The organism is Streptomyces sp. NBC_01429 (assembly GCF_036231945.1).
Taxonomy (GTDB): Bacteria; Actinomycetota; Actinomycetes; order Streptomycetales; family Streptomycetaceae; genus Streptomyces.
Genome location: NZ_CP109599.1, coordinates 1,341,011 through 1,361,876, shown reverse-complemented (window position 1 = coordinate 1,361,876; position 20,866 = coordinate 1,341,011). Strand labels below are relative to the sequence as shown.

Genomic DNA, 20,866 nt, shown 5'->3' with positions numbered 1-20,866 from the left:
TCTGCCGGCGCTTCGTCGGCGCGGGGCCCTCGCTGCTCGGCGGATCCCAGGACGGGGCCGCGACGCTCGCCGAACTGGGGGCGGCCCGCCGCCGGCTCCTGGACTGACCCCGCCCACGCCCACGCCCCACGCCCACGCCCCACGCCCACGCCCGCGCCCCTACTCCCGCTCGCAGTCGACGGACCACGGGCCATCCCGCATCGCCACCATCAGCCACCGCCCCAGGAGGCCGCCCATGCCCCATCCCGCCGCCCCCGGTTCGCACTGCCCCGCCCGGCGCCTCGTCCTCGATCCGCTCGTCGGGGACATCGAGGACGAGCACGCCCGGCTGCGCGCGGCCGGTCCGCTGGTCGCCGTCGAGCTGCCCGGCGGGGTGCCCGCGTGGGCCGTCACCCACCAGGCCGAGGCCAGGCGCCTGCTCACCGATCCGCGCCTGGTCAAGGGCATCAACGCGTGGCACGCCTGGCGGCGCGGCGACATCCCCGCCGACTGGCCGCTGATCGGGATCGCCGACCACGGCCGGTCCATGTTCACCGTGGACGGCGACGAACACCGCCGGCTGCGCGGCCCCGTCGCGCAGGCGCTCAACTCCCGGCGGGTGGAGGGCATGCGCGCGCGGATCACCGAGCTGACACGGGAACTCCTGGACGCGCTGCCGGACGACGGAGGACCGGTCGACCTGAAGGCGGCCTTCGCGCTGCCGCTGCCGATGAACGTCGTCAGTGAGCTGATGGGCGTCGGCCACCGGCAGCGGGCCGGGTTCCAGGCCCTGTTCGACACCTTCCTCTCCACCCAGACGGCCCCCGCCGAGGTGGCCGCCAACCAGGCCGAGCTGACCGCGGTGATGCGCTCCCTGGCGGCCGCCCGCCGGGAGCGCCCCGGCTCCGACCTGACCAGCACCCTCGTCGGGACCCGGGGGAGCGACGACCCGTTCACCGACGAGGAGATCGTCAGCACGCTGCAACTGATGATCGGATCCGGCTACGAGACCACGGTCTGCCTGATCGTGAACGCCGTCGTCAACCTCGCCACCCACCCCGGCCAACTGGCCCTCGTCCGCTCCGGTGCCGTCGGCTGGGACGCCGTCGTCGAGGAGACCATGCGCTACTCCGCGCCGAACTCGAACTTCCTCATCCGCTTCGCCGCCGAGGACGTCCCCGTGGGAGACACCGTGCTCGCGCGCGGCGAGGCCCTCGTCGTGTCCTACGGGGCGATCGGCCGCGACGAGCGGTGGCACGGCCGGACGGCCGGCGACTTCGACATCACCCGCTCACCCAACCGGCACATCTCCTTCGGCCACGGCCCGCACGTCTGCGTGGGGGCCGCCCTGGCCCGGCTGGAGGGGCAGGTGGCGCTCCGCGCGCTGTACGAGCGGTATCCGGACCTGACGCTCGCCGTCCCCGCCGAGCGGCTGCCCCACCAACCCGCGGTGACCCAGAACGCGCTGAGCGAGCTGCCGGTGCTCCTCGGGCCGCGAGCCCCTATGGTGCCCGGGCCGACGTGATGGCAGTCTGGCCGGCATGAACATCCCTTTCTTGGACAACTGGCGCAAGCGGCACGGCGAGGACGCCGGGGCGTCGCTCGCCTCCGCCGCCGGCGGTGACCAGGAGGGCGTGACCGAGCTGCTCTCCGAGTGCGAGCTGCTGCGGGTCCTGGCGGGGCAGAGCGGGCTCGAACTGGACGACTCCCCGGCCTCGTTGGACGCGCTCGACCAGCTGCCGCCGCGCTGGCGCGACGACCCGGAGGAGCTGCCCCGGCTGGGCAACGACGCGGGGCTGTATCTGGGCACGGTGATCGTCCGTACGGTGCCGGGCGCGGTCTGGCAGATCTGGCCCGGCGGCCACCCGGTGGTGCGGCTGCTCTCGGGGCGCGAGATCCAGGTGGTCGAGGCCGGACTCGACTGGGCGGCCACCGGAGCGCCCGAGTTGTCGCAGGTGTACGGGGAGGCCGCCGAGGTCTGACCCGCCCCTGCGCCCCGCCCCTGCGCCCCGCCCCGGCACCCGCCCCCGGCACCCCGCCCCGCACCCGCCCCGCCCGGTGTTCGGCGGTCCGCACCCGGCCCGGGCCGGCCCCCGCCTCTCTTTTGCAGTAAATACGGCTTATATCCCGTATGCGCGTGTCGTGTGTGAAGTCCCTTGCCCGGCTGGATAGTTTGCGCGGACTTCGACACAGCCGAGAGTGGGTGGGGCAGGGTTATGGCCGTCGATCCGTTGATCGAGCTCCGTGACGTCAACAAGTACTTCGGGCAGCTCCATGTCCTCCAGCACATCGATCTCACGGTCGCGCGCGGCGAGGTGGTCGTGGTCATCGGCCCCTCCGGCTCGGGGAAGTCCACCCTCTGCCGGACCATGAACCGCCTGGAGACGATCGAGTCGGGCCGGATCACCATCGACGGCCGCCCCCTGCCGGAGGAGGGCCGCGGGCTCGCCCGGCTCCGCGCCGAAGTGGGCATGGTCTTCCAGTCGTTCAACCTCTTCGCGCACCGGACCGTGCTGGCCAATGTCTCGCTCGCGCAGATCAAGGTACGGGGGCGCAAGAAGGAGGACGCCGACCGGCGCTCCCTCGAACTCCTCGACCGGGTGGGACTCGCCGACCAGGCCGCCAAGCTGCCCGCCCAGCTCTCCGGCGGCCAGCAGCAGCGCGTGGCCATCGCCCGCGCGCTGGCGATGGACCCGAAGGTCATGCTCTTCGACGAGCCGACCTCGGCGCTCGACCCCGAGATGATCAACGAGGTCCTCGAAGTGATGCGGCAGCTCGCCCGCGACGGCATGACCATGGTCGTCGTCACCCACGAGATGGGCTTCGCCCGGTCCGCGGCCAACCGCGTGATCTTCATGGCCGACGGCCGCATCGTCGAGGACCGCACCCCGGAGGACTTCTTCACCGCGCCGGCGAGCGAGCGCGCCAGGGACTTCCTCTCCAAGATCCTCAAGCACTGACGGGGGCGCGGCCGATGACACACCTGCCACGCGGGAGAAGAGCCCTCACGGTGCTGGTCCCGCTGCTGCTGGCGCTGCTCGCGCCACTCGCCGCCGCCGGCTGCGGCAGGGCGGGCAGCCCGCCCGTGAAGGGCCCGAGGGCCGACGCCCTGCCGCACTACCGGGTGGACCGGTCCTTCCGGCTGCCCGACTCGCCCGTCTGGAAGAAGGCCGAGCGGCGCGGCCATCTCGTCGTCGGAGCCAAGGAGGACCAGCCGTACATGGGCGAGAAGGACCCCGCCACCGGTGTCTACTCCGGCTTCGACATCGAGATCGCCAAGATGATGTCGGCCTCGCTGGGCTTCGACCCGAAGACCGTCCAGTTCCGCACGATCGCCTCGGCCAACCGTGAAACCGCCCTCCAGAACGGGCAGATCGACTACTACGTCGGCACGTACACCATCAACGACAACCGCAAGAAGCTGGTCGGCTTCGCGGGCCCCTACTACATGGCGGGCCAGTCCCTGCTGGTGCGGACCGACGAGCACGGCATCGACGGGCCGCGCGACCTCGACGGCAAACGCGTCTGCTCGGCGTCCGGATCCACCCCGTACCAGCGGATCCAGCACGACTATCCGCGGGTCGAACTCGTCGGCTACGACACGTACTCCGTCTGTGTCGACAACCTGCTGACCTACCAGGTCGACGCCGTCACCACCGACGACACCATCCTCCAGGGCTACGCGGCCAAGGTGCCCAAGGAGCTGAAAGTGGTCGGCAGACCGTTCTCGAAGGAGCCCTACGGCATCGGCGTCCCGCGCGGCGACAACGCCCTGCGGCTCGCGCTCGACGACGCCCTCGCCGTCCACGAGCGCAACGGCGACTGGCAGAGGGCCTACGACGCCACCCTCGGCCTCTCCGGGCGCAAGGCCACCCCGCCCCCGCCCATCGACCGCTACCCGGCGAGCTGAGGCAGGCGCCATGGACGTACTCACCAAGAACTTCTCCCTCTACGGCAAGGGCTTCCTCGGCACCCTCGAACTGACCGTCTACGCCTCGCTGCTCGCGCTGGCGCTCGGCTTCGTCATGGCCTCGTTCCGGGTCGCGCCGGTCCGCTCACTGCGCGCGCTGGGCACCGTATGGGTCACCGTGCTGCGCAACACCCCGCTGACGCTGCTGTTCTTCGCGGTCGTGCTCGGACTGCCGCGCTTCGGTCTCGTCCTGCCCTTCCAGCTGTTCGCGGTCCTCGCGCTCGGCTGCTACACCTCCGCGTTCATCTGCGAGGTGCTGCGCTCGGGCATCAACACCGTGCCCACGGGCCAGGGCGAGGCGGCGCGCAGTCTCGGGATGGGCTTCGGCCAGACGCTGGGCACGGTGGTGCTGCCGCAGGCGTTCCGTACGGTCATCCCGCCCATCGGCTCCACCCTGATCGCTCTCGCCAAGAACTCGGCGATCGCCGGCGCGTTCAGCGTCACCGAGCTGCTCGGCACCTACAAGAGCCTCAACGAGATGGGCTACAGCATCGTCTGGACCTTCGTCTGGATCGCCGTCGGATACCTGATCATCACGCTGTCGATCAGCGCGCTGTTCACGGTCATGGAGAAGCGCTGGGGGACCGCCCGATGAGCCGTACGACCGTCACCACCGGGCCGACCGCCCTCTACGACATCCCCGGGCCCAGGACCCGCCGCCGTCATCGTCTCTACGGAGTGGCGGCGACGGCCGCGATCGCCGCGCTCGTCGGCTGGCTGCTCTATCTGCTCTTCGACACCGACCAGTTCACGGCCACCAAGTGGAGCCCCTTCGAGTACCGGGGGATCCAGGACCTGCTGCTGCGCGGCCTCGGCAACACGCTCAAGGCGTTCGCCCTCGCCGCGGTGCTCTCGCTCGCGCTCGGCGCGCTCCTCGCCTCGGGCCGGCTCTCCGAGCACCGGCCGCTGCGCTGGACCGCCACCGTCCTGGTCGAGTTCTTCCGCGCCATGCCCGTGCTGGTGATGATCTTCTTCATCTTCGTCGCGCTCAAGGTGCAGGCCCTGCCCGCGCTGGTGGCGGGGCTCACGCTCTACAACGGCTCCGTGCTCGCCGAGGTGCTGCGCACCGGAGTGAACTCGGTGGAGCGCGGTCAGCGGGAGGCCGCGTACGCCCTCGGCATGCGCAAGACGCAGGTCATGTCGTACGTGCTGGTGCCGCAGGCGGTCCGCGCCATGCTGCCCACGATCATCAGCCAGCTGGTGGTCGCTCTCAAGGACACATCGCTGGGATATCTGATCACTTATGAGGAGTTCCTCCATGCCGGAAAGCTCATCGCGTCGAATCTCGACTACGATTTGCCGTTCATCCCCGTGGTGATGGTGATTTCGCCGATCTACATCGGGATGTGCATGCTGCTCTCCTGGTTCGCCCACTGGCTGGCCAGGCGTCAGCGGCGCAATCCGAGAACCGGTGGAGCGGGTGACGCCCCGGCCTCCCCGGGGACGCTGCTGCCGGGCGCGCGGTAGCACAGGGCAGTGGCCCGCCCGGCGGCAGCCGGAGATCACTTCTCGTACGACGGGGAGAAGGTCAGCTGCGCGCCGGACGGGCCGTGCTCGGGCCGGGCGGCGGTCGGTTCGTGCCTCGGGTCAGCCGGCGGACGGCTCGGGTTCCGGGGCGGGTGCGAGGGCCGTCCGGGTCACGTCCGCCACCAACTCCACCACATCGGGCCCGTACGCCTGCGAGTTCACGACCTTCAGCAGCAGACAGAACGACTTGTCGCCGTGCTTGCGCGCGAGCTTCTCGTGGTGGCGCGCCAGATAGCGCGAGGCCGCCTGGTTGGTGATCGCCCGCTGTCCGCAGAAGAGGAACACCGGCCGCGCCTCCTCACCGGCCGTCAGCCGCGCCAGCAGCACGTATTCGGCCACTCCCGGCTCCACGCGGTAGTGCTCGGTGCCGATCCGCAGGGCGCCGCGCTCCGCCTTCGGCTCGGGCTCCGTGTTCATCCTGATGCCGGGCAGCAGGGAGGACAGGTGGGCCCCCATGCGGCGATTTGAACCGGGCCCGCCGACGCAGAACTCGGTGCGCTCCCCGAACCCCCGCCGGGCCGTGTCGTGCTGGACGATCTCGGCGTGCGCCCCGCACCCCTTGATCAGGGCCGACAGCTCCAGCAGCGCGAAGACGTCGTAGCGGTGGACCGCGCCGTCACCGCCCGCCTCGCGGTTGACGACGAGCAGACATTCGGAGTGGCCGGGCAGCCCGAAGAACGCCTGTTTCCTGCGCAGTCCGCGCCGCCAGAGATAGGTACGGGCGAGCCAGCCCAGCGAGGCGCTGAGGCCCGCGGCGACCACGCCGAGCACGAGATTGCGTATGTCGTCAGTCATGGGCGCGCATGCTAGCGGCAGCCCGCCGAAGCCGAGACGGTCCTGACGCGGCGGGCGCCGTGAAGTTAGGCTGCGCGGACTGTTCCTGACTGGAGGTACGGATGCGTCGCTCCGCTGCGCGGAATGTCTCGCTGGTGGCCCTGGCCGCCGCCCTGCTGTCCGTCGGGGCGGCGCCGCCCCCGTCGGCATCCACCGGTTCCCCGGCCGTGCCCCCCACGGCCAAGACACCGGTCGCCGCGGGGTACGGGGGCGCGGTGGCGAGCGTCGACGCCGACGCCTCGGCCGCCGGGATCGAGGTGCTCAGGCGCGGCGGCAACGCGGTGGACGCGGCCGTCGCCACCGCCGCGGCGCTCGGGGTGACCGAGCCGTACTCGGCCGGAATCGGCGGCGGCGGCTACTTCGTCTACTACGACGCCAAGTCCCGTACGGTGCACACCATCGACGGCCGCGAGACCGCCCCGAAGTCCGCCGACAGCTCGCTCTTCCTGGAGAACGGCGCCCCGATCCCGTTCGCGGACGCGGTCACCAGCGGCCTCGGTGTCGGTACCCCCGGCACCGCCGCCACCTGGGACACCGCCCTCGGCGCCTGGGGCAGCCGGTCCCTGGGGCAGGTGCTGGCGCCCGCCGAACGGCTGGCGAAGAACGGCTTCACCGTCGACGAGACCTTCCGCTCGCAGACCCAGTCCAACCAGGCCCGGTTCGCCGACTTCCCCGCCACCGCGGAGCTGTTCCTGCCGGGCGGCCGGCTGCCGGTCGTCGGATCGGTCTTCAAGAACGCCGATCTGGCCCGTACGTACGCCGAGTTGGGCCGCAAGGGCACTGGCGCGCTCTACCGGGGCGAGCTGGGCCGCGACCTCGTGCGTACGGTCCGCAAGCCCCCCGTCGACCCGGCGGCCGACCGGGTCGTCCGGCCCGGCGACCTGACCGCCCAGGACCTCGCGGCGTACCGCACGAAGCGCCAGGCGCCGACCGAGGTCTCGTACCGGGGGCTCGACGTGTACGGCATGGCGCCCTCTTCCTCGGGCGGTACGAGCGTGGGCGAGGCCCTCAACATCCTGGAGGGCACCGACCTTTCGAAGGCGAGCCGGGCCGGGTATCTGCACCGCTTCATCGAGGCCAGCCGGATCGCCTTCGCCGACCGGGGCCGCTGGGTCGGTGACCCGGCCTTCGAGGACGTACCGACCAAGGGCCTGCTCTCCCAGCGGTTCGCGGACTCCCGGGCCTGCCTGATCAAGGACGACGCCGTCCTCAAGAGCCCCCTCGCGCCCGGCGATCCGAAGAACCCCGCGCCGTGCGACCGGGGCGGCACGGCCGCGCCCACCACCTTCGAGGGGGAGAACACCACCCACCTCACGGCCGCCGACAAGTGGGGCAATGTCGTCGCCTACACCCTGACCATCGAGTCGACGGGCGGCAGCGCCATCACCGTGCCCGGCCGCGGCTTCCTGCTCAACAACGAGCTGACCGACTTCTCCTTCGCCCCGGCCAACCCGGCGGTCCACGACCCGAACCTGCCGGGTCCGGGCAAGCGCCCGCGCTCCTCCATCTCCCCGACGATCGTGCTCGACCGGCACGACCGGCCGGTGCTGGCCGTCGGCTCGCCGGGCGGCGCGACCATCATCACCACGGTGCTCCAGACCCTGACGGGACACCTCGACCGGGGACTGCCGCTGGTCGACGCCATCGCGGCCCCCCGCGCGAGCCAGCGCAACGCGGCCGCGACGGAGCTGGAGCCGGGACTGTGGAACAGCCCGGTGCGCGCGCAACTGGAGGCGCTGGGACACGTCTTCACCCAGAACCCGGAGATCGGCGCGGCGACCGGGGTGCAGCGCCTGCCCGACGGGCGGTGGCTGGCCGCCGCCGAGCGCGAACGCAGGGGCGGCGGCTCGGCGATGGTCGTCCACCCGGCCGGGAAGCGGTAACCCGGGGCGGGGACCGGGCCGGGGGCGCGGAGGATCAGGGCCGGGGGTTCGGGGCCCGGGGAGTCGGTACGGCCGGTCCCCGCGCCCTCAGAGCGCGGTGAGGATGCGCGGGCCCTCGTCGGTGATCGCGACCGTGTGTTCCGTATGGGCCGCGCGGCTGGCGTCCAGGGTGCGCACCGTCCAGCCGTCGCGCGCCGTGAAGTGCCGGTCCGTGCCGCTGCCCGTCAGCATCGGCTCGATCGCCAGCACCATCCCGTGACGCAGCGTCATGCCGCGTCCGGCGCTGCCCTCGTTGGGCACTCCGGGGTCCTCGTGCATCTGGCGCCCCACCCCGTGACCGCCGAGGCCGTCGGGGATGCCGTACCCCGCCGCCCGGCAGACGCGGCCGACCGCGTGCGCGATGTCGCCGACGCGGTTGCCGACGACGGCCGCCGCGATCCCGGCGTTCAGCGCCTCGTACGTCGTGTCGATGAGCCGCAGGTCGTCGGGGCGGGCGCGGCCGACCGTGAAGCTGACCGCCGCGTCGCCCACCCAGCCGCCGAGCACCGCGCCGCAGTCGATGGACACCAGGTCGCCGTCGTGCAGCCGGTAGGAGCCCGGGATGCCGTGCACGATCGCGTCGTTGACGGAGGCGCAGATCACGGCGGGGAAGGGCGTGGGCGCCCAGTCGGGGTGATAGTCGAGGAAGGGGGAGCCCGCTCCGGCCTCGCGCAGCACGCCCCGGGCGGTCGCGTCGAGCGCGCGCAGGGCGACGCCCACGGCCGCCGCCTCGCGTACGGCCGCCAGCGTCCGCGCGACGACGCGGCCGGCGGCGCGCATGGAATCCAGGGACGCGTCGGATTTGATCTGCACCATTCCCACAACTATGCCGGTCGGGAGCGCGGACCGGAATCGGTGTCTCCGCGCGGAAGTTCCGCGGGACCGGGACCGGCCGCGCCCCCGGCCCCCGCACGTCCGCCGCCCTCCACGCGCCGGTTCGGGCTAGGGTCCGTGGGGTGACCACCATCGAGGAACTCGGCCGCAGCCGCTACGTGAGCATCACCACCTACCGCAAGGACGGCACCGGCGTCGCCACCCCCGTCTGGCACGCGGTGGACGGCGGTGAGCTGTTCATCTGGACCCGCTCCGACTCCTGGAAGGTCAAGCGGATCCGCAACAACGGAAAGGCGCTGGTGACCGCCTGCGACGCGCGTGGCAGGATCGCGCCGGGGGCGGTGGGCGCCGAAGGAGTGGCGCGGCTGCTCGACGCGGCGGAGCTGGGCCGGGTGCGCCGGCTGATCGGCGCCAAGTACACCTGGCAGTTCTGGCTGGTCGACTGGCCGGCCATGGTCGTACGGCGCGGCAAGCGCCCGCACACCGGCATCGCCGTCACGCTGGACGCCGCACGACCGGACGGCTCCGGCGCGCCTGAGACCGCCGCCTGAGACCGCCGCGTGAGGCCGCCGCACCGCGCCGGAAAACTGTCCGTAGCCGTCCCGTAACACGGCTGGGGTGAAATGCCCGCAGACCGAAGTGTGTTCCCTCCGGCAGGGGACCCGCAGGGACGGGGCAGCGATGGCGGGGCATCAACTCCCGGCACAGACCGGGGACTTCGCGCGGTATTTAAAGGACCTGGCGGCGCGGCTCGACCCGGCCGGCGGCTGGTACGGCGTCTTCGGGCACCGCGACCCCGAGGGGCTGCGCGCCTGCTTCGACGGCAGCCAGATCCCGCCCTGGGACGTGGTCGAGTCGCTGCTCCAGGACTTCGCGGCCGGCCGGGACCAGCGGCTGGCGGTGCGCGAGACCGAGCGCGCCCGGCGGCTGCACGCCGCGTCCGTCGCCGCGTACGACCGGCTGCCCGGCGGCGGCGAGGCGCTGTCGGAGCGGCTGCGGCTGATGCTCCGTGAGCAGACGTACGCGGCGGGCCGGGCCGACGAACTGGCGCGGCTGCTCCGTAGCGCGCCGGAGGGCTCGCCCCAGGGGGAACAGCTCGGCCACGACCTGGCCTGGGTCCGTGACGACCACGCGCGCGCCACCGCGCGCTGCGCCGAACTCCGCACCAGGCTGGCGGCCCTGACCGCGCCCGGCTCCACCGCCCCGCGCCCGCGCCCGCCCGCTCCGGACGGCTGGTTCCGCGCGGAGCCTGCCCCGGCGGACCTGGTGACGGCCGCGCCCGACGGTGCGCCCCACGGTGTGGTGGAGGGCCCGGCGGGCGGCGCGGCGGACGTCCCCGGCCCCGAGGCGCGGCCGGAGGGCAGGAGCGGGAAGAAGGCGCGCAAGGAGAAGCGCCCCGCCCCCCAACGCAAGCCGCGCGGCGCCCGCTTCGCCGGGATCGAGGACGAGGAGCCCGACGCCGCCGCGCCCGCGCCGCTCGCGCCTCCACAGGGCGCCCCCGCCACCCCGCGTGGCGCCCGCTTCGGCGGTGTGCCGACGGCCCGGCCCGTCGGACCGACGGCGCCCGAGGCCACCCCGGAGGACCAGCGCGCGGCGACGGAGACCGTCGCCCGGCTGATCCGGCTGCGCGCCGAGGGCCGTTCCGGCGAGGCCCATGTCGTCCTCTGCGAGGCCGCGAGCCGCCCGCCCGGCCAACTGCCGCAGCTCGCCGCCGAACTGCACCGCGCCGGGCTCGGCGCCGACTGGGCCGAACTGCTCTGGGAGGCCGCCTTCCTGCCGCCCGCGCAGCTCGCGGCGGCGGCCGGGGCGCTCGCCCTGGCGGGCCGGGACGACGACTGCGGTCAGCTGCTGCGCCAGGGCGTCTCCCGGCCGGCCGGGGAGATCAGCGACGCCGTCCTCGCGCTCGGTGACGCGGGCCGGGGCCAGGAGGCGCGGGCGCTGCTCACCGCCTTCGTGCAGGCCCGTGCGCCCGAGGACGCGGCGCTGGTCGCCGCCCCGGATCCCGGCAGGCTCGTCCCGCAGCTGATCGACGCGGCCCGTACGGTCTCGGTCGCCAGGGAGCGCGACCTCGTCCACGCGCTGCGCGTCGCGGGGATCGGCAACGCCTGAACCGGGTGTACGCGCCCGGTGCCGTAGCCGTAGCCGTAGCCGTAGCCGTAGCCGTAGCCACTGCCGGGGCCGCGCCGTACCCGTGGCGTATCCCTCGCCGTACCCCGCGCCGTCCCCCGTACTTCCCCAGTGTGTGCCCCATTCTGGCGTGAACCGCCCGATGTCGACCGCTCGGGTGTGAAACTTGATCGACTCTGCGGGTTAACGACGATGGTCTTGCCCCCGTGTGGGACGGGGCTTACGTTCTCCTCCTACGCATCGAATCTACGTGCGTAGAGCGCACCGACGCACCCGCCGAAGGAGCAGCTCGTGGCCTCAGTCGTACGCGCCGCACTTGTCCAGGCGACCTGGACGGGCGACACCGAATCCATGATCGCGAAGCATGAGGAGCACGCCCGCGAGGCGGCCCGGCAGGGCGCGAAGATCATCGGATTCCAGGAAGTGTTCAACGCGCCCTACTTCTGCCAGGTGCAGGAGCCCGAGCACTACCGATGGGCGGAACCGGTCCCGGACGGACCGACCGTGACCCGGATGCGGGATCTCGCCCGGGAGACCGGAATGGTGATCGTCGTTCCGGTCTTCGAGATCGAGCAGTCCGGGTTCTACTACAACACGGCGGCGGTCATCGACGCCGACGGCTCGTATCTCGGCAAATACCGCAAGCACCACATCCCGCAGGTCAAGGGGTTCTGGGAGAAGTACTACTTCAAGCCGGGCAACGCCGGCTGGCCCGTCTTCGACACCGCCGTCGGCAAGGTCGGCGTCTACATCTGCTACGACCGCCACTTCCCCGAGGGCTGGCGCCAGCTCGGGCTGAACGGCGCGCAGATCGTCTACAACCCCTCCGCCACCTCCCGGGGTCTGTCCAGCTACCTCTGGCAGCTCGAACAGCCGGCCGCCGCCGTCGCCAACGAGTACTTCGTCGCCGCGATCAACCGCGTCGGCCAGGAGGAGTACGGCGACAACGACTTCTACGGGACGAGCTACTTCGTCGACCCGCGCGGCCGGTTCGTCGGCGAGACGGCCAGTGACAAGCAGGAGGAACTCCTCGTCCGTGACCTGGACCTGGGCCTGATCGAAGAGGTACGGCAGCAGTGGGCGTTCTACCGGGACCGCCGCCCCGACGCGTACGAGGGGCTGGTGCGGCCGTGACGGAGCTGTACGGCCGGCACCGCGCCGTCCTCCCCGACTGGCTGGCGCTGTACTACCAGGACCCCATCGAGATCACCCACGGCGAGGGCCGCCACGTGTGGGACGCCGAGGGCAACCGCTACCTCGACTTCTTCGGCGGCATCCTCACCACCATGACCGCCCACGCGCTGCCCGAGGTCACCAAGGCGGTCAGTGAGCAGGCCGGGCGGATCATCCACTCCTCCACGCTCTATCTCAACCGCCCCATGGTCGAACTCGCCGAGCGCGTCGCCGGTCTGTCCGGCATCCCCGACGCCCGGGTCTTCTTCACCACCTCGGGCACCGAGGCCAACGACACGGCGCTGATGCTCGCCACCGCGTACCGGGGGTCGAACCAGATCCTCGCGATGCGCAACAGCTACCACGGCCGGTCCTTCTCCACCGTCTCCGTCACCGGCAACCGCGGCTGGTCGCCGACGACGCTCTCCCCGCTCCAGACGCTGTACGTGCACGGCGCCGTCCGCGACCGGGGACCGTACGCAGGGCTCACCGACGCGCGGTTCACCGAGGCGTGCGTCGCCGACCTGGAGGACCTGCTCGGCCACGTCCGTACCCCCGCCGCGCTGATCGCCGAACCCATCCAGGGCGTCGGCGGCTTCACCGCCCCGCCCGACGGGCTGTACGCCGCGTTCCGCGAGGTCCTCGACCGGCACGGCGTCCTGTGGATCAGCGACGAGGTGCAGACCGGCTGGGGCCGCACCGGCGAGCACTTCTGGGGCTGGCAGGCACACGCCGGGAACGGCCCGCCCGACATCCTCACCTTCGCCAAGGGCATCGGCAACGGCATGTCGATCGGCGGCGTCGTCGCGCGCGCCGAGATCATGAACTGCCTGGACGCCAACTCCATTTCGACCTTCGGCGGCAGCCCCGTCACCATGGCCGCCGGGCTGGCCAACCTCTCGTACCTGCTGGAGCACGACCTCCAGGGCAACGCCCGCCGCGTCGGCGGACTGCTGATCGAGCGGCTGCGCGCCATCGGCGCGCGCGTCGACTCCGTCCGGGACGTACGCGGCCGGGGGCTGATGATCGGCATCGAGCTGACCAGGCCGGGCACGGCCGAGGCGGCGCCGGAGACGGCCGCCGCGGTCCTCGAAGCCGCCCGCGAGGGCGGGCTGCTGATCGGCAAGGGCGGGGGACACAACACCAGTGTGCTGCGCATCGCGCCCCCGCTCTCGCTCACCGTCGCCGAGGCGGAAGAGGGCGCGGAGATCCTGGAACTGGCCCTGCGCAGCGCCTAGTCACTCCCCGGCCGCGCGGCCCCCCCCCGGCCGCCCGTCCCCGTCCGTCGTTACGAGAGGGAGCGTCACCAGCATGAGCAGCACCCGCACCCTGATCCGCGGCGGTCTCGTCGTCACCGCGTCCGACGAGATCCACGCCGATGTCCTGATCGAGGACAGCCGCATCGTCGCGCTCGCCGCACACGGCTCCGGCACGGCCGAGGGCTGGACCGCCGGCCGTACGATCGACGCCACCGGGAGGTACGTCATCCCGGGCGGTGTCGACGCGCACACGCACATGGAGATGCCGTTCGGCGGCACCTTCGCCGCCGACACCTTCGAGACCGGCACCCGGGCCGCCGCCTGGGGCGGTACGACCACCATCGTGGACTTCGCCATCCAGACCCCGGGCGGGTCGCTGCGCGAGGGCCTGGACGCCTGGTTCGCGAAGGCCGACGGCAAGTGCGCCATCGACTACGCGTTCCACATGATCATGGCGGACGTCAACGAGAGCTCCCTCAAGGAGATGGACCTCCTCGTCCAGGAAGGCGTCACCTCCTTCAAGCTGTTCATGGCCTACCCGGGCGTCTTCTACAGTGACGACGGCAAGATCCTGCGGGCCATGCAGCGCGCCTCGTCCAACGGCGGGCTGATCATGATGCACGCCGAGAACGGCATCGCGATCGACGTCCTCGTCGAACAGGCCCTGGCCGAGGGCCGCACCGACCCCCGCTACCACGGCGAGGTGCGCAAGGTCCTGCTGGAGGCCGAGGCCACCCACCGCGCGATCCAGCTCGCCCGGGTCGCCGACGCGCCGCTGTACGTCGTCCACGTCTCCGCCGAGGAGGCCCTCGCGGAGCTGGCCACGGCCCGGGACAAGGGGCTGCCGGTCTTCGGCGAGACCTGTCCGCAGTACCTGTTCCTCTCCACCGACAACCTCGCCGAGCCGGACTTCGAGGGCTCCAAGTACGTCTGCTCGACCCCGCTGCGGCCCAAGGAGCATCAGGCGGCCCTCTGGCGGGGGCTGCGGACCGACGACCTCCAGGTGGTGTCCACGGACCACTGCCCGTTCTGCTTCGCCGGTCAGAAGGAAATGGGCCGCGGCGACTTCTCGAAGATCCCCAACGGGCTGCCGGGGGTGGAGAACCGGATGGATCTGCTCCACCAGGCCGTGGTCGAGGGCCGGTTGAGCCGCCGCCGCTGGATCGACATCGCCTGCGCCTCCCCGGCCAGGATGTTCGGCCTCTACCCGCGCAAGGGCACCATCGCGCCGGGCGCCGACGCCGATGTGGTCATCTACGACCCGCACGCCGAGCAGACCGTCTCGGCGCGCACGCACCACATGGCCGTGGACTACTCCGCCTACGAGGGCAAGCGGATCACCGGCCGGGTCGAGACGGTGCTCTCCCGGGGTGAAGTGGTCCTGGAGAAGGGGGAGTTCAAGGGCAGGGCCGGACACGGCCAGTACACCCCCCGCTCGACCTGCCAGTACCTCGACTGAGTTCAGTACCTCACCTGAGTTAGGGAGCGTCTCACGCCATGGACTTCGGACTCGTTCTCCAGACCGATCCGCCCGCCTCGTCGGTGGTCGGCCTCATGCGGCGCGCGGAGCGCAACGGCTTCCGGTACGGCTGGACCTTCGACTCGGCCGTGCTCTGGCAGGAGCCCTTCGTCATCTACAGCCGCATCCTGGAACACACCACCAGCCTGGTGGTGGGCCCCATGGTCACCAACCCGTCCACCCGGACGTGGGAGGTCACCGCCTCCACCTTCGCCACCCTCAACGACATGTACGGCAACCGCACCGTGTGCGGCATCGGCCGCGGGGACTCCGCGATGCGGGTGGTGGGACGGCGCCCCAACACCCTGGCGACCCTGGGCGAGGCCATCGACACCATCCGCGACCTGGGGGAGGGCCGGGAGGCGCTGATCGACGGCCGGCCGGTGCGGCTGCCCTGGGTGCGCGACGGGAAACTGCCGGTGTGGATGGCGGCGTACGGCCCCAAGGCCCTGGCCCTGGCCGGGCAGAAGGCCGACGGCTTCATCCTCCAGCTCGCCGACCCGTTCCTCACCGAGTGGATGGTCAAGGCCGTCCGCACGGCCGCCTCCGACGCCGGCCGCGACCCCGACTCCGTCACGATCTGCGTGGCCGCGCCCGCCTATGTGGGCGACGACCTCGCGCACGCGCGCGAGCAGTGCCGCTGGTTCGGCGGGATGGTCGGCAACCACGTCGCCGACCTGGTGGCGCGCTACGGCGAGCACTCCGGGCTGGTGCCTGACGCGCTGACGGACTACATCAAGCGGCGCGAGGGGTACGACTACAGCCACCACGGCCGCACCGGGAACCCGGACGCCGGCTTCGTACCGGACGAGATCGTGGACCGGTTCTGTCTGCTCGGCCCCGCCGAGGCGCACATCGAGAAGCTGCGGACGCTGCGCGATCTGGGCGTCGACCAGTTCGCCGTCTACAACATGCACGACGCGAAGGAAGCGACGATCGACGCCTACGGCGAGCGGATCATCCCCGCGCTCCGGTAACCGGACCGGCCCCGCTCCCCGCGCCGCTCGCACCCACCCGCCCGCACGGCCCCGTTCGACGTCCCCGCCATCCGCCCTCGAACGAAGGGTCCCGCCGTCATGACCGCGACCGTACCGCCCACCTCCGAACCGGACCCGATAGCCGAAGGGCGGGGCCGCGTCGAGCTGCCGCCCGGCGCGATCCCCGAGGACAGCCGCTACGCCAACGCCGATCTGCTGCCCGTCCCGGTCGCCCGGCGCAGCTGGACGACGTACAACTTCGCCGCGCTGTGGATCGGCATGGCGCACAACATCCCGTCCTGGATGCTGGCCTCCGGACTGGTCGCCCTGGGCATGGACTGGAAACAGGCGGTCCTCACGATCGCGCTGGCCAATCTGATCGTGCTCTTCCCGATGCTGCTCACCGGCCACGCCGGACCCAAATACGGTGTTCCGTTCCCCGTGCTCGCCCGCGCCTCCTTCGGAGTGCGCGGCGCCAATCTGCCGGCGCTGATCCGGGCGGCCGTCGCCTGCGCCTGGTTCGGGATCCAGACCTGGATCGGCGGCCAGGGCATCTTCGTCCTGCTCGACAAGGTCTTCGGCGGATGGGCGCAGGCGTCGCGGATCGGCGGCCAGCCGTGGACGCTGTGGGTCTGCTTCGTGCTCTTCTGGGCGCTCGAACTCGCCATCATCTACCGGGGGATGGACACCCTGCGGCGGTTCGAGAACTGGGCCGCGCCCTTCGTGATCGTCGGCGCGCTCGTGCTGCTCGGCTGGATCACCGTCAAGGCGGGGGGAGTCGGCCCGCTGCTCGGCCAACCCTCCCGGCTGGGCTGGGGCAAGGACTTCTGGCCGGTCTTCTTCCCGTCGCTGATGGGGATGATCGCCTTCTGGTCCACCCTGTCGCTCAACATCCCCGACTTCACCCGCTTCGGCGCGGGCCAGCGCGCCCAGATCTGGGGCCAGACCCTCGGCCTGCCGACCACCATGACGCTCTTCGCGCTGCTGTCGGTCTTCGTCACCTCCGGCTCGCAGGCGGTGTACGGGACGACCATCTGGGACCCGGTCGAGCTGGCCGCGCGGGCCGACAACGTCTTCGGACTGCTCTTCGCCCTGGTGACCGTGCTGATCGCGACGGTCTCGGTGAACATCGCGGCCAACATCGTCTCGCCCGCCTACGACCTCGCCAACCTCGCGCCGAAACTCATCAGCTTCCGTACCGGCGCGCTGATCACGGGCGTCGTCGGGGTCGTCATCATGCCGTGGAAGCTCACCGCCACCCCGGAGCTGTACATCTTCACCTGGCTCGGCCTGGTCGGCGGTCTGCTCGGTACGGTCGCCGGCATCCTGATCGCCGACTACTGGATCATCCGCCGTACCGTCCTCGACCTGGCCGACCTCTACCGCCCCGGCGGCCGCTACTGGTACGTGAAGGGCTGGAACCCGCGCGCGGTGCTCGCCTTCGCCTTCGGCGGGCTCCTGGCCGTGGGCGGCTCCCACTCGGCCCCGGGAGAGGGCCCGTTCCCCGAGGACGGGCTGATCCCCTACCTGAAGCCGCTCGCGGACTACGGCTGGGCGGTGGGGCTGACGGCGTCGCTGGTGCTGTACGTCGTACTGACCCTGCGGACGACGCACCGCGGAGCCCTCCCGGGGACCGGGACGGACACCCGTTAGGGAACCCGCGCCGTCCACCGCGCCGTGGAGAACTTCGTCGCGACCAGCTCCTCGGCGCGCGCCAGCTCCGCGTCGGTGGCCCTGCCCGTCGTGAGACCGTACCGGCCCCGGAAGGAGTCGATCATCCGCTCGATGACGGCCTCGCGCTCCAGCCCGGTCTGCCGCCGCAGCGGATCGACCCGCTTCTTCGCGCTGCGGGTGCCCTTGTCGGACAGCTTCTCCCCGCCGATGCGCAGCACGTCGAGCATCTTGTCGGCGTCGATGTCGTACGCCATGGTCACGTGGTGCAGCACCGCGCCCCGGCCGTCCACGACGCGCTTCTGGGCCGCGCCGGCGATCTTGCCCTGGTCGGTGGCGATGTCGTTGAGCGGCTGGTACCAGGCGGTGATGCCCATGTCGCCGAGCGCGGAGAGCACCCAGTCGTCCAGATACGCGTAACTGTCCGCGAAGGAGAGGCCGGAGACGAGGGACTGCGGTACGGAGAGGGAGTACGTGATGGTGTTGCCGGGTTCGACGAACATGGCGCCGCCCCCGGAGACCCGGCGCACCACCGTCACACCGTGCCGCCGCGCGCCCGCCGGGTCGACCTCGTTGCGCAGCGACTGGAAGCTGCCGATGATCACGGCGGGCGAGTCCCACTCCCAGACCCGCAGCGTCGGCGGGCGCACCCCGGCGGCGACCTCGGCCGTGATGACCTCGTCCAGCGCCATGTGGAGGGCGGGGGACTGCGGTGGCTCGTGGATCAGCTGCCAGTCGTAGTCGCTCCACTCGGTCGCCCCCGCCAGCGCCCGCCGCACGGCGACGGCCACGCCCTCGGCGCTCAGCCCGTACATCACGGTCCCCGCGGGCAGCGCCGCCTCGATCCGCGCGGCGAGCCCGGCGGCGTCCGTGTCGGCGGGGGCGCCCTCCAGGGCCCGGTCGATCGCCCCGATCGCCTCGTCGGGCTCCAGGAAGAAGTCCCCGGCCACCCGCACCCCGCGCAGCGCCCCGTCCGCCACGTCCAGGTCGACCACGACGAGCTTGCCGCCGGGGACCTTGTACTCACCGTGCACGCTCATGCCTCCGCGTCCGCCCGGGCCCGAACGGCCCGGCTCCGACCAGCCACAACGCCCGGATCGGGGCCTTCATTCCGTAAGGCCCGTTCTACCCGCCCCGCTCCGGCCGCCCCGCTCCACCCGCTCCGCACGCGCGCGCCGGACGTGGGTAGCCTGCTGCCGGCGGAGCGTCCGTTCCAACGGTGAGGTGACACAGGTGCGGTTCACGACCCGGCCCACTCTCCAGGGCACCTTCGGCATGGTGTCGTCCACCCACTGGCTCGCCTCGCAGTCCGCGATGGCCGTGCTGGAGGACGGGGGCAACGCCTTCGACGCCGCCGTGGCCGCCGGGTTCGTGCTGCATGTGGTGGAGCCGCATCTGTGCGGGCCCGCCGGGGAGGTGCCGATCATCGTCGGGCCCGCCGGGGGAGAGGTGCGCGTGCTCTGCGGGCAGGGGACCGCGCCCGCGGGGGCGACCGTCGAGCACTACCGTTCCCTCGGCCTGGAACTCGTCCCCGGCACCGGGCCGCTGGCCGCCGCCGTGCCCGGGGCGTTCGACGCCTGGATGGTGCTCCTGCGCGACCACGGCACGAAGCCGCTCGCGCGGGTGCTGCGGTACGCCATCGGGTACGCGGAGGACGGCCACCCGCCCGTCGAGCGGATCGGCGAGACCGTCGGGACGGTGCGGGAGCTGTTCGAGACGGAGTGGACCTCCTCCGCCGAGGTGTACCTGCCCGGCGGCCGGGCGCCCGCGCCCGGGACACTGCTGCGCAACCCCGCCCTCGCCGCGACCTGGCGCCGGCTGACGGCCGAGGCCGAGCAGCGGGGCGGGGACGACCGGGTGGGCCAGATCGAGGCCGCCCGGCGGATCTGGCGCGAGGGCTTCATCGCCGAGGCGCTGCTCGCGCAGTCCGCCCGGCCGACCCTGGACACCAGCGGCTCCCGGCACACCGGCACCCTGACGGCCGCCGACCTGGCCGGCTGGTCCGCGACGTACGAGGCGCCCGTCACCCACGACTGGGACGGCTGGACGCTCTGCAAGGCGGGCGGCTGGAGCCAGGGCCCCGTCCTCCTCCAGCAGCTGGCGCTCCTGCCCCCGCGCGCCGCCGACCTGCCGCCGTACGGCTCCGGCGCGTACGTCCACCGGCTCATCGAGGGCTCCAAGCTCGCCATGGCCGACCGGGAGGCGTGGTACGGGGACGCCGCCGACGTCCCCCTCGGCACGCTGCTCTCCGAGCCGTACAACACCGCGCGGCGCGCCCTCATCGGCGAGCGGGCCTCGTACGACCTGCGGCCGGGCAGCCCCGACGGCCGCGTGCCCGTGCTCAGCGCGCACGCCCACGCCGTCGCCTCGGGCCGGGGCCACCTCGACCCGCCGACGGCACCCGGGGCCGGCGAGCCGACCGTGGCGGCGAACGGCGGCACCCGGGGCGACACCTGCCACGTCGACATCGTCGACCGCTGGGGCAACATGGTCGCCGCCACCCCCAGCGGCGGCTGGCTCCAGTCCAACCCCGTCGTGCCCGAGCTGGGCTTTCCGCTCGGCACCCGGCTCCAGATGGCGTGGCTGGAGCCCGGCCTGCCGAACTCCCTGACCCCGGGCCGCCGCCCCCGCACCACCCTCACCCCCTCCCTCGCGCTGCGCGACGGGGTGCCGGTGCTGGCGTTCGGCACGCCCGGCGGTGACCAGCAGGACCAGTGGCAGACCCACTTCTTCCTGGCGCTCGCCCTGCGGCCCCCGGTACGCGGCGGACTCGACCTCCAGGGCGCCGTCGACGCGCCCAACTGGCACCACGACAGCTTCCCCGGCTCCTTCTTCCCGCGCGGCATGCGCCCGGGCGCGGTGACCGTGGAGGCGGGCACGGACCCGGACGTCATCGCGGAGCTGCGCCGCCGCGGCCATGACGTGACCGTCGGCCCGGCCTGGTCGGAGGGGCGGCTGTGCGCGGTCGCCAGGAATCCGGCGAGCGGCGTCCTCTCGGCCGCCGCGAACCCGCGCGGCATGCAGGGTTACGCCGTCGGACGCTGACCGGCCACCCGGTGCGCCCCGCTGCCCGT

General features: G+C 72.5%; 18 protein-coding genes. 15 read left to right on the top strand and 3 right to left on the bottom strand.

Features of this window, described 5'->3' with window-relative positions:
- Positions 1–235 precede the first annotated feature (235 nt).
- The 6 genes from OG627_RS05650 to OG627_RS05625 all read left to right on the top strand — a co-directional run bounded on the left by OG627_RS05650 (position 236) and on the right by OG627_RS05625 (position 5,416).
- Positions 236–1,504, top strand: coding sequence for a cytochrome P450 family protein (locus OG627_RS05650; RefSeq protein ID WP_329062030.1), 1,269 nt, complete (start codon positions 236–238; stop codon positions 1,502–1,504).
- 16 nt (positions 1,505–1,520) lie between these two features.
- Complete coding sequence (locus OG627_RS05645; protein WP_329062028.1) at positions 1,521–1,961, top strand: DUF6278 family protein; 441 nt, start codon at positions 1,521–1,523, stop codon at positions 1,959–1,961.
- Positions 1,962–2,195: 234 nt separating this feature from the next.
- The gene (locus tag OG627_RS05640; protein ID WP_329062026.1) at positions 2,196–2,939 is read left to right on the top strand and encodes an amino acid ABC transporter ATP-binding protein; all 744 of its coding nucleotides are present in this window, start codon (positions 2,196–2,198) and stop codon (positions 2,937–2,939) included.
- Between the two features lie 14 nt (positions 2,940–2,953).
- On the top strand, positions 2,954–3,889 hold the full coding sequence (locus OG627_RS05635; RefSeq protein ID WP_329062024.1) for a glutamate ABC transporter substrate-binding protein: 936 nt from the start codon (positions 2,954–2,956) through the stop codon (positions 3,887–3,889).
- 10 nt (positions 3,890–3,899) lie between these two features.
- A complete protein-coding gene (locus OG627_RS05630) occupies positions 3,900–4,544 on the top strand; it encodes an amino acid ABC transporter permease (RefSeq protein WP_329062022.1) in 645 nt (214 codons plus the stop codon).
- Complete coding sequence (locus OG627_RS05625; RefSeq protein WP_329062019.1) at positions 4,541–5,416, top strand: amino acid ABC transporter permease; 876 nt, start codon at positions 4,541–4,543, stop codon at positions 5,414–5,416. The genes OG627_RS05630 and OG627_RS05625 overlap by 4 nt, the downstream gene beginning before the upstream one ends.
- Before the next feature lie 120 nt (positions 5,417–5,536).
- Here the strand turns inward: OG627_RS05625 and OG627_RS05620 are convergent, their stop codons facing one another.
- Positions 5,537–6,271 (bottom strand): hypothetical protein, encoded by a 735-nt coding sequence (locus OG627_RS05620; RefSeq protein ID WP_329062018.1) that lies wholly within the window; start codon positions 6,269–6,271, stop codon positions 5,537–5,539.
- Between the two features lie 101 nt (positions 6,272–6,372).
- On the opposite strand from OG627_RS05620, the gene ggt reads away from it, so the two are divergent.
- A complete protein-coding gene (gene ggt, locus OG627_RS05615; protein ID WP_329062015.1) occupies positions 6,373–8,193 on the top strand; it encodes a gamma-glutamyltransferase in 1,821 nt (606 codons plus the stop codon).
- Between the two features lie 87 nt (positions 8,194–8,280).
- Here the strand turns inward: ggt and map are convergent, their stop codons facing one another.
- Entirely contained in the window at positions 8,281–9,048 is a 768-nt protein-coding gene (map, locus tag OG627_RS05610; RefSeq protein ID WP_329062013.1) for a type I methionyl aminopeptidase, read from the bottom strand.
- Positions 9,049–9,188: 140 nt separating this feature from the next.
- On the opposite strand from map, the gene OG627_RS05605 reads away from it, so the two are divergent.
- The 7 genes from OG627_RS05605 to OG627_RS05575 all read left to right on the top strand — a co-directional run bounded on the left by OG627_RS05605 (position 9,189) and on the right by OG627_RS05575 (position 17,774).
- Positions 9,189–9,617, top strand: a complete 429-nt coding sequence (locus OG627_RS05605; RefSeq protein WP_329062011.1) for a PPOX class F420-dependent oxidoreductase — start codon at positions 9,189–9,191, stop codon at positions 9,615–9,617.
- Positions 9,618–9,747: 130 nt separating this feature from the next.
- Complete coding sequence (locus OG627_RS05600) at positions 9,748–11,175, top strand: hypothetical protein (RefSeq protein WP_329062009.1); 1,428 nt, start codon at positions 9,748–9,750, stop codon at positions 11,173–11,175.
- A 309-nt stretch (positions 11,176–11,484) separates the two neighbouring features.
- The gene (locus tag OG627_RS05595) at positions 11,485–12,327 is read left to right on the top strand and encodes a nitrilase-related carbon-nitrogen hydrolase (protein WP_329062007.1); all 843 of its coding nucleotides are present in this window, start codon (positions 11,485–11,487) and stop codon (positions 12,325–12,327) included.
- Complete coding sequence (locus OG627_RS05590; protein ID WP_329062005.1) at positions 12,324–13,604, top strand: aspartate aminotransferase family protein; 1,281 nt, start codon at positions 12,324–12,326, stop codon at positions 13,602–13,604. Before OG627_RS05595 ends, OG627_RS05590 begins: the two co-directional genes overlap by 4 nt.
- A 73-nt stretch (positions 13,605–13,677) precedes the next feature.
- Entirely contained in the window at positions 13,678–15,084 is a 1,407-nt protein-coding gene (gene hydA / locus OG627_RS05585) for a dihydropyrimidinase (RefSeq protein ID WP_329062004.1), read from the top strand.
- Between the two features lie 38 nt (positions 15,085–15,122).
- Complete coding sequence (locus tag OG627_RS05580) at positions 15,123–16,121, top strand: TIGR03842 family LLM class F420-dependent oxidoreductase (RefSeq protein WP_329062002.1); 999 nt, start codon at positions 15,123–15,125, stop codon at positions 16,119–16,121.
- Positions 16,122–16,220: 99 nt separating this feature from the next.
- The gene (locus tag OG627_RS05575; RefSeq protein WP_329062000.1) at positions 16,221–17,774 is read left to right on the top strand and encodes an NCS1 family nucleobase:cation symporter-1; all 1,554 of its coding nucleotides are present in this window, start codon (positions 16,221–16,223) and stop codon (positions 17,772–17,774) included.
- Here OG627_RS05575 and OG627_RS05570 read toward each other — a convergent pair.
- Positions 17,771–18,826 (bottom strand): lipoate--protein ligase family protein, encoded by a 1,056-nt coding sequence (locus OG627_RS05570; RefSeq protein WP_329072389.1) that lies wholly within the window; start codon positions 18,824–18,826, stop codon positions 17,771–17,773. The genes OG627_RS05575 and OG627_RS05570 overlap by 4 nt on opposite strands.
- Positions 18,827–19,067: 241 nt before the next feature.
- Between OG627_RS05570 and OG627_RS05565 the strand changes: the two genes are divergently transcribed.
- On the top strand, positions 19,068–20,837 hold the full coding sequence (locus tag OG627_RS05565) for a gamma-glutamyltransferase family protein (RefSeq protein WP_329072387.1): 1,770 nt from the start codon (positions 19,068–19,070) through the stop codon (positions 20,835–20,837).
- The last annotated feature ends 29 nt before the right edge of the window (positions 20,838–20,866 follow it).